The organism is Pseudomonas sp. TE21394 (genome assembly GCF_054057835.1).
Genome location: NZ_JBSRZR010000001.1, coordinates 915,814 through 928,364, shown reverse-complemented (window position 1 = coordinate 928,364; position 12,551 = coordinate 915,814). Strand labels below are relative to the sequence as shown.

The following is a 12,551-nucleotide window of genomic DNA, read 5'->3' as shown; positions in this document are numbered from 1 at the left end:
GGCGGATCCTTGGGCTAGAGGTCGCGGTGGCGGACCTGGACGTTTTTCAGGGATTGCTGCAACAACTCGCCGAGGCGTTCGGTGAGGTATACCGAACGGTGGTGGCCGCCAGTGCAGCCAATGGCAATGGTGACATAGGCGCGGTTGCTGGCAGCGAAGCGGGGCAGCCACTTGAGCAGGTAGCTGGAAATGTCGTTGAACATTTCTTCGACGTCCGGTTGGGCGGCCAGATAGTCGATCACCGGTTGCTCGAGACCGGAGTGCTCACGCAACTCGGGCTTCCAGTAGGGGTTGGGCAGGCAGCGCACATCGAACACCAGGTCGGCATCGACCGGCATGCCGCGCTTGAAACCGAACGACTCGACCAGGAATGCCGTGCCAGGCTCGGGCTGGTTGAGCAGGCGCAGCTTGATCGAATCCCGCAGCTGGTAGAGGTTCAGGCTGGTGGTGTCGATTTTCAGGTCGGCCAGGTCGGAAATTGGCCCAAGCAGTTCGCTCTCCACGCGAATTGCCTCTGCCAGCGAACGGTCGGCATTGGTCAGCGGGTGGCGTCGGCGGGTTTCCGAAAAGCGCTTGAGCAGCGTGTCTTCGTCCGCATCCAGGAACAGTACGTCGCACTTGATATGCCGGGCGCGGGCTTCCTCGAGCAGCTCGGGGAAACGGGACAGGTGGCTGGGCAGGTTGCGTGCGTCGATCGACACGGCGACCTTGGGTTGCAGCAGCTCGGTATTGATCAGGGCATTTTCCGCCAACTGCGGCAGCAACCCGGCGGGCAGGTTGTCAATGCAGTAGAAACCATGGTCTTCCAGGACGTCGAGGGCGGTGCTCTTGCCGGAGCCGGACCGGCCGCTGACGATGATCAGGCGCATGTTCAGTGCTCGTTCTGTACGTCCAGGACAACCTGGAACAGGGCCTCGCTGCTGGTGGCCGCACGCAGGCGATCACGCACGTCCTTGCGATCAAGCATGCTGGCAATCTGGCGCAGCAGTTCCAGATGAGCATCGGTGGCGGCTTCTGGCACCAGCAGGACGAACAGCAGGTCCACCGGAGCACCATCGATGGCGTCGTAGTCGATAGGGGCTTGCAGGTGCAGCAGGGCGCTGACCGGGGCTGAGCACCCGTGAAGCCGGCAGTGGGGAATGGCAATGCCGTTACCGAAACCGGTCGAGCCGAGTTTTTCCCGGGCAACCAGTTTTTCGAAGACGTCCTGCATCTCCAGTTCAGGCACTTGTTCGGAGATGATGGTGGCGACCTTTTCCAGGGCGCGCTTCTTGCTGCCACCCGGCACGTTCACCAGGGAACGGCCGGGGGTCAGGATGGTTTCAAGTCGGATCATGGATGAGGGGGATCAGCGGGCTGCTGCACCTTGCAGCAGGCTCTGCTGTTTTTCCTTGTGTTTTTTCAGTTGGCGGTCGAGCTTGTCGGCCAAGGCATCGATCGCTGCATACATGTCTTCGTGTTCGGCGTTGGCAACCACTTCGCCGCCGGGAATCTGCAGGGTCGCCTCGACCTTCTGTTGCAGCTTCTCGACCTTCATGATGACCTGCACGTTGGTGATCTTGTCGAAGTGACTTTCCACGCGGGCGAGCTTTTCAAGCACGTAATCGCGCAGTGGCTGGGTAACTTCTACATGCTGTCCACTGATATTGACTTGCATACAGCTTCTCCTTTGTTGCCCGTGCATAAAGAGGCAGGTCTTGCACCTGCCCCACAAACGCTGTGGCGCATCTCAGGGGCTACATCAGTCGCTTGCGTTCGCTCGACGGTGCGATGCCGAGAGACTCGCGGTACTTGGCGACGGTGCGACGGGCTACCTGGATGCCTTGTGCCTCCAGTAAACCAGCGATCTTGCTGTCACTCAATGGCTTTTTCTGATTTTCCGCCGCAACCAGTTTCTTGATGATCGCGCGGATCGCCGTGGACGAGCATTCGCCGCCTTCGGAGGTGCTGACGTGGCTGGAGAAAAAGTATTTCAGTTCGTAGATGCCACGCGGCGTGTGCATGTATTTCTGCGTGGTAACCCGCGAAATGGTCGACTCGTGCATGCCCACAGCCTCGGCGATGTCATGCAGCACCAGGGGTTTCATCGCTTCGTCGCCGTGGTCGAGGAAGCCGCGCTGGTGCTCGACGATCTGCGTGGCCACCTTCATCAGGGTCTCGTTGCGGCTTTGCAGGCTCTTGATGAACCAGCGCGCTTCCTGCAGCTGGTTGCGCATGAAGGTGTTGTCGGCACTGGTATCGGCCCGGCGCACGAAGCCGGCGTACTGCGGGTTGACGCGCAGACGCGGGATGGCCTCCTGGTTCAGCTCCACCAGCCAGCGGTCGCTGTCCTTGCGCACGATGACGTCAGGGACCACATACTCAGGCTCGCTGGACTCGATCTGCGACCCCGGGCGCGGGTTGAGGCTCTGCACCAGCTCGATGACCTGGCGCAGCTCGTCCTCCTTGATTTTCATGCGCCGCATCAACTGGCTGTAGTCGCGGCTACCGAGCAGGTCGATGAAATCGGTGACCAGGCGCTTGGCTTCGTTCATCCACGGCGTGTTGGCTGGCAGCTGGCGCAGTTGCAGCAACAGGCATTCGCCCAGGTTGCGAGCACCGACGCCGGCCGGCTCGAACTGCTGGATGCGGTGCAGTACCGCTTCGACCTCGTCCAGCTCGATATCCAGCTCGGGGTCGAAACCGGCGCAGATTTCCTCGAGGGTGTCTTCCAGGTAGCCCTGGCCATTGATGCTGTCGATCAGGGTGACGGCGATCAGGCGGTCGGTATCCGACATCGGTGCCAGGTTCAGCTGCCACAACAGGTGGCTTTGCAGGCTTTCGCCAGCCGATGTCCGCGTGGTGAAGTCCCATTCGTCATCGTCGCTGCTCGGCAGGCTGCTGGCACTGGTCTGGTAGATGTCTTCCCAGGCGGTGTCGACCGGCAGCTCGTTGGGAATGCGCTCGCTCCACTCGCCGTCTTCAAGGTTGTCGGCACTGGTGGTGCTTTCCTGGAAGCTGTTGTCCTGGACTTCGGCGGCCGGTTTGTTCTCGGCGTTGTCCGCCATCGGGTCGCTGTTGTCGAAGTCGTCGCCGTCTTCCTGACGTTCGAGCATCGGGTTTGACTCCAGCGCTTCCTGGATTTCCTGTTGGAGGTCCAGGGTGGAGAGCTGGAGCAGGCGGATGGCCTGTTGCAACTGCGGCGTCATCGTCAGTTGCTGGCCCATTTTTAGGACGAGCGATGGTTTCATGGCTGGGGCTTAATACCTTGTTCGCCGGCGCGCATGCGCCATCCACTACACGAGGGCGCCGGAGCGCCAGATCAAGCAAGTTTTATGCCTTAAATTGTAGCGTTTGCCTAGAGCACCGTAACAACTTTACCCCCCATTCCAGGGCGAATCGCCAGTGCACCAGGCGCGTGCCGGGGTCAGAGCCGGAACTCGTGGCCCAGGTAAACCTCTTTGACCAGGTCATTGGCCAGGATGGTCTCGGCATCGCCTTCGGCGATGAGGCGGCCATCATTGACGATATAGGCGGTTTCGCAGATATCCAGGGTTTCGCGGACGTTGTGGTCGGTGATCAGCACACCGATGCCCTTGGCCTTGAGGTGGTGGATGATCTGCTTGATGTCGCCGACGGAGATCGGGTCGACACCGGCAAAGGGTTCGTCCAGCAGAATGAACTTGGGCGCGGTCGCCAGTGCACGGGCAATCTCGACGCGGCGGCGTTCACCACCGGACAGGCTCATGCCTAGGTTGTCGCGAATGTGGCTGATGTGGAACTCCTGCAGCAGGCTTTCCAGTTCCTTGCGCCGGCCTTCGCGGTCGAGGTCCTTGCGGGTCTCGAGGATCGCCATGATGTTGTCGGCCACCGACAGTTTACGGAAGATCGAGGCTTCCTGCGGCAGGTAGCCGATACCGGCGCGGGCGCGACCGTGCATGGGCTGGTGGCTGACATCGAGGTTGTCGATCAGCACGCGGCCTTGCTCGGCCTGGACCAGGCCGACGATCATGTAGAAGCAGGTGGTCTTGCCGGCGCCATTGGGGCCGAGCAGGCCGACGATCTGGCCGCTGTCGATCGACAGGCTGACGTCACGCACGACTTGCCGCCCCTTGTAGCTCTTGGCCAGGTGCTGGGCTTTGAGGGTTGCCATTTACTCGGCCTTCTTCTTGGGCTGGATCACCATGTCGATACGCTGACGCGGCGAAGTCACGTTGCCACCACGACCAGCGGTCGCCACCTGGGTCTGGGTGTTGTAGACGATCTTCTCGCCTTCGGTGGTGTTGCCTTCGTTCTCGACCTTGGCGCGATCGGTAAGGATCACCATGTCCTTCTGCGACTGGTACTGGATGGTGACCGCCCAGCCCTTCATCTTGTCCGGCTTGGCTGCGCTCTGCTGCTGCTCGAAGTAGGCCAGGTTGCCCACCGAAGTGACCACGTCGATGTCGCCAGAGGCGGAGCGGGTGATAGTCACGGTGTTGCCTTTGATCATCATCGAACCCTGGGTGATGATCACGTCGCCGGTGTAGGTAGCCACGCCCTGCTTGTCGTCCAGGTGGGCGTTGTCGGCCTGGATGCGGATAGGCTGGTCACGATCATTCGGCAGGGCGAGGGCGCTCGCGCTTCCCAGTGCTGCGCTCAGGCTGAGCAAAAGGGGGAGGGTTTTAACGAGCCTCATACTGTCCTCTTACGTTAGAGAGCAAGTCCATCTTGCCTTCTTTCAAATACGCTTTCATTCCTTTACCCGTAGTCGTGCCACCGGCGCCGTCGATTCTAACGGCTTGCTCGGTCTGCGCATATTGCTTCTGCGGGAACACGGTCATGCGTGAGCTGGTAATGATGGTTTCACGCTGCTTTTCGTCGGTGCGGGCAACCCGTACGTTGTCGATCAGTTCGACCTCACTGCCGTCCGGGTTGACCTCGGCGCGGGTGCTCTGCACGTGCCACGGGAACGTGGTGCCGCGGTACAGGTGCAGGTCCGGCTTGGTCAGCAGGGTGATTTCGCTGGCCTTGAGGTGTTCGACCTTGTCGGCGGTCATTTCGTACTGCAGCTTGCCGTTGGGCAGGAACTGCACGCTGTGGGCGTTCACCGCATAGTAGTCGATGGCGCTTTCGTCGGTCTGGGCCACCGGCTTGTCGAGGAAGCTTTCCGGGCTGACATTCCAGTAGCCGATCGCCACCAGCAGGGCGGCGATCACTGCGAGCAGCGCAATGTTGCGGGCTTTCTTGCTGAACATGGGCAGCCTTACAGGTAATTGGCGTTGGCAGCGTCCAGGGTGCCCTGGGCCTGCATGATCAGTTCGCAGAATTCACGGGCTGCGCCTTCGCCGCCACGTGCCTGGGTCACGCCATGGGCGTGCTGGCGAACGAATGGAGCGGCGCTGGCGACCGCCATGCCCAGTGCGACCCGGCGAATCACCGGCAGGTCGGGCAGGTCGTCGCCGAGGTAGGCCACTTGAGCATAGCTCAGGCCCAGTTCGGCGAGCAGGCCGTCAAGCACCACCAGTTTGTCCTCGCGGCCCTGATAAAGGTGCGGGATACCGAGGTTCTTCGCCCGGCGCTCGACCACCGGGGTCTTGCGCCCGCTGATGATCGCGGTGGTCACGCCCGAGGCCATGAGCATCTTGATGCCCTGGCCGTCGAGGGTGTTGAAGGTCTTGAATTCGCTGCCGTCCTCGAGGAAGTACAGGCGCCCGTCGGTGAGCACGCCGTCCACGTCGAACACTGCCAGCTTGATGTGCTTGCCACGTTGCATGAGGTCCTGGTTCATTCCATCGCTCCTTTACATTACGCCGGCGCGCAGCAGGTCGTGCATGTTCAGGGCGCCGGTCGGACGGTCCTCGCGGTCTACCACAACCAAGGCGCCGATCTTGTGGTCTTCCATGATCTTCAGGGCCTCGGCCGCGAGCATTTCGGCGCGGGCCGTCTTGCCATGCACGGTCATGACCTGGTCGATCAGGGTGGTGCGGACGTCGATGTTGCGGTCCAGGCTGCGGCGCAGGTCGCCGTCGGTGAAGATCCCGGCCAGCTTGCCGTCGGCTTCGACGATCACCGTCATGCCCAGGCCCTTGCGGGACATTTCCACCAGGGCGTCCTTGAGCAGGGTACCGCGCGGGACCTGAGGCAGTTCGTCACCGGCGTGCATCACGTTCTCGACCTTCAGCAGCAGACGGCGACCCAGCGCACCACCCGGGTGCGAGAAGGCAAAGTCCTCGGCGGTGAAGCCGCGGGCCTCGAGCAGGGCGATGGCCAGGGCGTCGCCGAGTACCAGCGATGCGGTGGTGGATGAGGTGGGGGCCAGGTTCAGCGGGCAGGCTTCTTGCTCGACGCGAGCGTCGAGGTTGACCTCGGCAGCCTGGGCCAGGGGCGAGTCCGGGTTGCCGGTCAGGCTGATCAGCTTGATCCCCAGGCGCTTGATCAGCGGCAGCAGGGTGACGATTTCGGCGGTGCTGCCAGAGTTCGACAGGGCAAGAATCACGTCGTCGCGGGTAATCATGCCCATGTCGCCATGGCTGGCTTCGGCCGGGTGCACGAAAAACGCCGGCGTACCGGTGCTGGCCAGGGTGGCGGCGATCTTGTTGCCGATGTGCCCGGACTTGCCCATGCCGACCACGACGACCCGGCCCTTGCTGGCCAGGATCAGTTCGCAGGCCTTGACGAAATTGTCGTCGATGCGCGCCAGCAGGGCCTCTACGGCCTCGAGTTCCAGGCGCAGGGTGCGTTGGGCGGATTGGATCAGCTCGCTGGATTGGCTCATGTCGAAAAAGCAATGCCTGATGAAAAGGCGGCGATTATAGCTGCAATGAAAGAAACCCTCACGCTTTCGATTGCCGTGGCGAATATCCTGCCTGCCTGTCACTGGGCTGAACGAGTCGTTTGCCGACCTTGGGGCGACGCTGTCAGCGGTGCTATAGTTCGCCGCTATTCGGCCCGCCAAGGGGCGCGTGTGCCTTCCAGGTGGAGGCCGGCGTCCATTAGGACGAGGCTGCATCAGCAAGGAGTCTAGATGAGTGTGGATAGCGCCTACGCGGTCGAGTTGAAGGGGGTTACCTTCAAACGCGGTTCGCGCAGCATTTTCAGCAACGTCGACATTCGCATCCCGCGCGGCAAGGTCACAGGTATCATGGGGCCATCGGGGTGCGGCAAAACCACGTTGCTGCGCCTGATGGGCGCGCAGTTGCGCCCTTCCAGCGGTGAGGTCTGGGTGGCCGGGCAGAACCTGCCGACCCTGTCGCGCAGCGACCTGTTCGATGCCCGCAAGCAGATGGGAGTGCTGTTCCAGAGCGGCGCGCTGTTCACCGACCTCGATGTGTTCGAGAACGTCGCGTTCCCGTTGCGCGTGCACACCCAGCTGCCGGATGAAATGATCCGCGACATCGTGCTGATGAAGCTGCAGGCCGTGGGCCTGCGCGGTGCCATCGACCTGATGCCGGACGAGCTGTCCGGTGGCATGAAGCGCCGGGTAGCGCTGGCCCGGGCGATTGCCCTGGATCCGCAGATTCTCATGTACGACGAACCGTTCGTCGGCCAGGACCCGATCGCCATGGGCGTGCTGGTGCGCCTGATCCGCCTGCTCAACGATGCGCTGGGTATCACCAGTATCGTGGTCTCCCACGACCTGGCGGAAACCGCCAGTATCGCCGACTACATCTATGTAGTGGGTGACGGCCAGGTGCTGGGCCAGGGGACTCCTGACGAACTGATGGGCTCGGACAACCCGCGCATTCGCCAGTTCATGAAGGGCGATCCGGACGGCCCGGTTCCTTTCCATTTTCCCGCGCCTGACTACCGCGCCGACCTGCTGGGGGCGCGTTGATGCGCAGAAAATCCTTACTCGAACGTGTGCGCCTGCTCGGGCGTTCGGCAATCGACGTGCTGGCGGTGCTGGGGCGTTCCTGCCTGTTCCTGTTCCATGCCCTGGTCGGCCGCGGCGGCATCGGTGGCGGCCTCCAGCTGCTGACCAGGCAGCTGTATTCGGTAGGCGTGCTGTCGCTGGCGATCATCGTCGTGTCCGGCGTGTTCATCGGCATGGTGCTGGCGCTGCAGGGCTACAGCATCCTGACCAAGTACGGCTCGGAGCAGGCCGTGGGGCAGATGGTTGCCCTGACCCTGCTGCGTGAGCTCGGCCCGGTGGTGACCGCCTTGCTGTTCGCCGGCCGTGCCGGTTCCGCGCTGACTGCCGAAATTGGCAACATGAAGTCGACCGAGCAGCTGTCGAGCCTGGAAATGATCGGCGTCGACCCGCTCAAGTACATCGTCGCACCGCGCCTGTGGGCCGGTTTCATCTCGCTGCCGTTGCTGGCGCTGATCTTCAGCGTGGTCGGCATCTGGGGCGGCTCGTGGGTCGCCGTGGACTGGCTGGGCGTCTACGAGGGCTCGTTCTGGGCCAACATGCAGAACAGTGTTTCGTTCACCGACGATGTGCTCAACGGGTTGGTCAAGAGCCTGGTATTTGCCTTCGTCACGACCTGGATCGCCGTATTCCAGGGGTACGACTGTGAGCCCACCTCAGAAGGGATCAGCCGTGCCACCACCAAGACCGTGGTCTATGCCTCGTTGGCAGTGCTGGGTCTGGACTTTATTCTGACCGCCTTGATGTTTGGAGATTTCTGATGCAAAACCGCACCCTGGAAATCGGTGTCGGCCTGTTCCTGCTGGCCGGGATCCTGGCGCTGCTGCTGCTGGCCCTGCGTGTCAGCGGCCTGTCGGCCAGCCCGAGCAGCGATACCTATAAAGTTTATGCGTACTTCGACAATATCGCCGGTTTGACGGTCAGAGCTAAAGTGACCATGGCCGGAGTGACCATCGGCAAGGTGACCGCCATCGACCTGGATCGTGATTCCTACACCGGTCGGGTGACGTTGCAGCTGGACAAGTCGGTGGACAACCTGCCGGTCGACTCCACTGCCTCGATCCTGACTGCCGGGCTGCTGGGTGAGAAGTACATCGGCATCAGCGTTGGCGGTGAAGAACAGGTACTCAAGGATGGCGCAACCATCCATGACACCCAGTCGGCACTGGTGCTGGAAGATCTGATTGGCAAGTTCCTGCTCAACTCCGTTGGCAAGGAACCGAAAGAAGCGCAACCGGCAAATTGAGGAGTTTCCATGATTTCGATCCTGCGACGTGGCCTGCTGGTCCTGCTGGCGGCCTTCCCCCTGATGGCAATGGCCGCGCAGTCGCCGCACGACGTGGTGCAGAGCACCACCACCGAGCTGCTGGGTGAGCTCAAGGCCAACAAGGAACAGTACAAGACCAACCCGCAAGCTTTCTACGACACCCTTGACCGGATCCTCGCGCCCGTGGTCGATGCCGACGGTATTTCCAGAAGCATCATGACCGTCAAGTACTCGCGCAAAGCCACGCCTGAGCAGATGCAGCGCTTCCAGGAGAACTTCAAGCGCAGCCTGTTCCAGTTCTACGGTAACGCGCTGCTTGAGTACAACAACCAGGGTATCGTCGTAGATCCGGCCAAGGCCGATGACGGCAAGCGCGCCTCTGTCGGCATGAAGGTCACCGGCAACAACGGTGCTGTCTACCCGGTGCAGTACACCCTGGAAAACATCGGCGGCGAGTGGAAGGTGCGTAACGTGATCGTCAATGGCATCAACATCGGCAAGCTGTTCCGCGACCAGTTTGCCGACGCCATGCAGCGCAACGGCGGCGACCTGGACAAGACCATCGACGGCTGGGCTGGTGAAGTGGCCAAGGCCAAGCAGGCCGCCGATAACTCGCCAGAGAAGACCGTGAAATGAGTGAGGCCGCTGTTAGTATGGCCGAGCCGGGCGTATTGCACCTGGCCGGTGTGCTGGACTACCGCAGCGGGCCGGCCCTGCGCAAGCAGGGCAGGGCGCTGATCGGCGCCTGCCGCGAGGCACAGCTGGTGCTCGATTGCTCGGCGGTGCAGCATTCCACCAGTGTTGGCCTGTCCTTGCTGCTGGCCTTCGTGCGTGATGCCCAGGCCGCTGGCAAGGGCTGCGAGGTGCGCAATATGCCTGACGACATGCGCGAAATTGCCGAGGTCTATGACCTCGACGAAGTGCTGGCAACCTGATGGTGCGACAGGAATGATGGCCCCTCGGTCAGCGAAGCCCTCGTTGGGCTTCGCAGGCGAGGGGCTTTTTTGTATGATGGCCGACCCGTGCGCATCGGGCGCCGATTGAGGTTGAGCATGCAGGCCGTAGAAGTTAAAAGCTTCCTTGAAGAGAAATTGCCGGGTTCCCGGGTCGAAGTTGAAGGCGAAGGCTGCAACTTCCAGTTGAACGTGATCAGCGACGAGTTGGCTGGCCTGAGCCCGGTCAAACGCCAGCAGGCGATCTATGCTCACCTGAATCCGTGGATCGCCAATGGCAGCATCCATGCGGTAACCATGAAATTTTTCAGCAGCGCAGCCTGGGCTGAGCGCACCTGAGCCAACGTGGCGGCGAGATTCCAATGGACAAACTGATTATTACTGGCGGCGCTCGCCTTGATGGCGAGATCCGCATTTCGGGCGCGAAGAACGCAGCCCTGCCGATCTTGGCGGCGACCCTGCTGGCTGACGGCCCGGTCACCGTAGGCAACCTGCCACACCTGCACGACATCACTACCATGATCGAGCTGTTCGGGCGCATGGGCATCGAGCCTGTGATCGACGAAAAGCTGGCGGTCGAGATCGATCCGCGCACCATCAAGACCCTGGTCGCGCCGTACGAACTGGTCAAGACCATGCGCGCCTCGATCCTGGTATTGGGCCCGATGGTCGCCCGCTTCGGCGAGGCCGAAGTGGCCCTGCCTGGCGGCTGCGCCATCGGCTCGCGGCCGGTCGACCTGCATATCCGTGGCCTCGAAGCCATGGGCGCGAAGATCGAAGTGGAGGCCGGCTACATCAAGGCCAAGGCGCCTGAAGGCGGCCTGCGCGGTGCGCACTTCTTCTTCGACACCGTCAGCGTCACCGGTACCGAGAACATCATGATGGCCGCGGCCCTGGCCAAGGGCCGCAGCGTGCTGCAGAACGCCGCGCGCGAGCCGGAAGTGGTCGATCTGGCCAACTTCATCAACGCCATGGGCGGCAAGATCCAGGGCGCCGGTACCGACACCATCGTCATCGATGGCGTCGAGCGCCTGACTTCGGCCAGCTATCGGGTGATGCCGGACCGTATCGAGACCGGTACCTACCTGGTTGCCGCTGCCGTGACCGGTGGCCGCGTCAAGGTCAAGGACACCGACCCGACCATCCTCGAAGCGGTCCTGGAAAAGCTCAAGGAAGCCGGCGCCGACATCAACACCGGCGAAGACTGGATCGAACTGGACATGCACGGCAAGCGGCCGAAAGCCGTCAACCTGCGTACCGCCCCCTACCCGGCATTCCCGACCGACATGCAGGCGCAGTTCATCTCGCTCAACGCTATTGCCGAAGGCACTGGCGCCGTGATCGAGACGATCTTCGAAAACCGTTTCATGCACGTCTACGAAATGCACCGTATGGGCGCGCAGATCCAGGTCGAAGGCAACACCGCGATCGTCACCGGCGTGAAAGCGCTCAAGGGCGCCCCGGTCATGGCCACCGACCTGCGCGCTTCCGCCAGCCTGGTGCTGTCGGCACTGGTTGCCGAAGGCGATACGCTGATCGACCGCATCTACCACATCGACCGTGGTTACGAGTGCATCGAAGAGAAACTGCAGATGCTGGGCGCGAAGATCCGTCGCGTACCGGGCTAGTCGTCTGCCGGCCCAGGCGCGGTAGTGGCCAACCCACTCCATGCCTGGGCCTGATGAATTGAATGCGGTCGGGCTTGTAGCCCGGCCGGCAGTAGCCGCTTGAGGACCGACGTTCCAATGTTGACCATCGCGCTTTCCAAAGGCCGTATTCTCGACGATACCCTGCCCCTGCTGGCGGAAGCCGGTATCGTGCCGACCGAGAACCCGGACAAGAGCCGCAAACTGATCATCCCCACCACGCAGGACGATGTGCGCCTGCTGATCGTGCGTGCCACCGACGTGCCGACCTATGTCGAGCATGGTGCCGCCGACCTGGGTGTGGCCGGCAAGGACGTGCTGATGGAGTACGGCGGCCAGGGCCTGTACGAGCCCCTGGACCTGCAGATTGCCCGTTGCAAGCTGATGACCGCCGGCGTGGTCGGTGCACCCGAGCCCAAGGGCCGTCTGCGCGTAGCTACCAAGTTCGTCAACGTAGCCAAGCGCTACTACGCCGAACAGGGTCGTCAGGTCGACATCATCAAGCTGTATGGCTCGATGGAGCTGGCGCCGCTGATCAACCTCGCCGACAAGATCATCGACGTGGTCGACACCGGTAACACCCTGCGCGCCAACGGCCTGGAACCGCAGGAACTGATCGCCACGATCAGCTCGCGCCTGGTGGTCAACAAGGCCTCCATGAAAATGCAGCACGCCCGTATCCAGAGCCTGATCGACACGCTGCGCCAAGCAGTCGAGTCGCGACACCGCGGTTGACTCCTGCGCGCGACCTTCGCTGTCGCGCCCGTCTATCCGCGTCATAGCCATTTTTCTCGGGTGCCCGCGCGGATGGACTGGTAGCCTAGGGCGCCTGAGCATTCGCCATTAATCGAGGC

Annotated in this window: 17 protein-coding genes; 8 read left to right on the top strand and 9 right to left on the bottom strand. The window is 62.1% G+C overall.

Annotated features, from left to right (window positions below):
* Positions 1–14 precede the first annotated feature (14 nt).
* From rapZ to ACVWZT_RS04230, 9 genes are all read right to left on the bottom strand, one after another.
* Positions 15–869: an RNase adapter RapZ gene (gene rapZ / locus ACVWZT_RS04270; protein WP_296231112.1), complete on the bottom strand. Its 855-nt coding sequence runs from the start codon at positions 867–869 to the stop codon at positions 15–17.
* A gap of 2 nt (positions 870–871) precedes the next feature.
* Positions 872–1,336 carry a PTS IIA-like nitrogen regulatory protein PtsN gene (gene ptsN / locus ACVWZT_RS04265; RefSeq protein WP_457468306.1) on the bottom strand — a complete coding sequence of 155 codons (465 nt, stop codon included), beginning with the start codon at positions 1,334–1,336 and terminating at the stop codon, positions 872–874.
* Between the two features lie 12 nt (positions 1,337–1,348).
* Entirely contained in the window at positions 1,349–1,657 is a 309-nt protein-coding gene (hpf, locus tag ACVWZT_RS04260) for a ribosome hibernation-promoting factor, HPF/YfiA family (protein ID WP_003255135.1), read from the bottom strand.
* Between the two features lie 79 nt (positions 1,658–1,736).
* Positions 1,737–3,230: an RNA polymerase factor sigma-54 gene (locus ACVWZT_RS04255; RefSeq protein ID WP_296231107.1), complete on the bottom strand. Its 1,494-nt coding sequence runs from the start codon at positions 3,228–3,230 to the stop codon at positions 1,737–1,739.
* Positions 3,231–3,406: 176 nt separating this feature from the next.
* A complete protein-coding gene (gene lptB, locus ACVWZT_RS04250; RefSeq protein ID WP_012270657.1) occupies positions 3,407–4,132 on the bottom strand; it encodes an LPS export ABC transporter ATP-binding protein in 726 nt (241 codons plus the stop codon).
* Entirely contained in the window at positions 4,133–4,657 is a 525-nt protein-coding gene (gene lptA / locus ACVWZT_RS04245; protein WP_015269063.1) for a lipopolysaccharide transport periplasmic protein LptA, read from the bottom strand.
* Positions 4,644–5,216 (bottom strand): LPS export ABC transporter periplasmic protein LptC, encoded by a 573-nt coding sequence (lptC, locus tag ACVWZT_RS04240; RefSeq protein ID WP_457468304.1) that lies wholly within the window; start codon positions 5,214–5,216, stop codon positions 4,644–4,646. The genes lptA and lptC overlap by 14 nt, the downstream gene beginning before the upstream one ends.
* Before the next feature lie 8 nt (positions 5,217–5,224).
* Entirely contained in the window at positions 5,225–5,749 is a 525-nt protein-coding gene (locus tag ACVWZT_RS04235; protein WP_225780545.1) for a KdsC family phosphatase, read from the bottom strand.
* Between the two features lie 12 nt (positions 5,750–5,761).
* Entirely contained in the window at positions 5,762–6,736 is a 975-nt protein-coding gene (locus ACVWZT_RS04230; RefSeq protein WP_457468301.1) for a KpsF/GutQ family sugar-phosphate isomerase, read from the bottom strand.
* Between the two features lie 249 nt (positions 6,737–6,985).
* On the opposite strand from ACVWZT_RS04230, the gene ACVWZT_RS04225 reads away from it, so the two are divergent.
* From ACVWZT_RS04225 to hisG, 8 genes are all read left to right on the top strand, one after another.
* A complete protein-coding gene (locus ACVWZT_RS04225) occupies positions 6,986–7,795 on the top strand; it encodes an ATP-binding cassette domain-containing protein (protein ID WP_225780546.1) in 810 nt (269 codons plus the stop codon).
* Complete coding sequence (mlaE, locus tag ACVWZT_RS04220) at positions 7,795–8,592, top strand: lipid asymmetry maintenance ABC transporter permease subunit MlaE (RefSeq protein WP_225780547.1); 798 nt, start codon at positions 7,795–7,797, stop codon at positions 8,590–8,592. The genes ACVWZT_RS04225 and mlaE overlap by 1 nt, the downstream gene beginning before the upstream one ends.
* Positions 8,592–9,077: an outer membrane lipid asymmetry maintenance protein MlaD gene (gene mlaD / locus ACVWZT_RS04215; protein ID WP_170028411.1), complete on the top strand. Its 486-nt coding sequence runs from the start codon at positions 8,592–8,594 to the stop codon at positions 9,075–9,077. The genes mlaE and mlaD overlap by 1 nt, the downstream gene beginning before the upstream one ends.
* Before the next feature lie 9 nt (positions 9,078–9,086).
* Positions 9,087–9,734 (top strand): MlaC/ttg2D family ABC transporter substrate-binding protein, encoded by a 648-nt coding sequence (locus tag ACVWZT_RS04210; protein ID WP_296231103.1) that lies wholly within the window; start codon positions 9,087–9,089, stop codon positions 9,732–9,734.
* Positions 9,731–10,033 (top strand): STAS domain-containing protein, encoded by a 303-nt coding sequence (locus ACVWZT_RS04205; RefSeq protein WP_296231102.1) that lies wholly within the window; start codon positions 9,731–9,733, stop codon positions 10,031–10,033. Before ACVWZT_RS04210 ends, ACVWZT_RS04205 begins: the two co-directional genes overlap by 4 nt.
* 117 nt (positions 10,034–10,150) lie before the next feature.
* Positions 10,151–10,390 carry a BolA family protein gene (locus ACVWZT_RS04200; RefSeq protein WP_003255121.1) on the top strand — a complete coding sequence of 80 codons (240 nt, stop codon included), beginning with the start codon at positions 10,151–10,153 and terminating at the stop codon, positions 10,388–10,390.
* A gap of 23 nt (positions 10,391–10,413) precedes the next feature.
* Entirely contained in the window at positions 10,414–11,679 is a 1,266-nt protein-coding gene (murA, locus tag ACVWZT_RS04195) for a UDP-N-acetylglucosamine 1-carboxyvinyltransferase (RefSeq protein WP_296231101.1), read from the top strand.
* 117 nt (positions 11,680–11,796) lie between these two features.
* On the top strand, positions 11,797–12,432 hold the full coding sequence (gene hisG, locus ACVWZT_RS04190; RefSeq protein WP_023382134.1) for an ATP phosphoribosyltransferase: 636 nt from the start codon (positions 11,797–11,799) through the stop codon (positions 12,430–12,432).
* Positions 12,433–12,551: the final 119 nt, after the last annotated feature.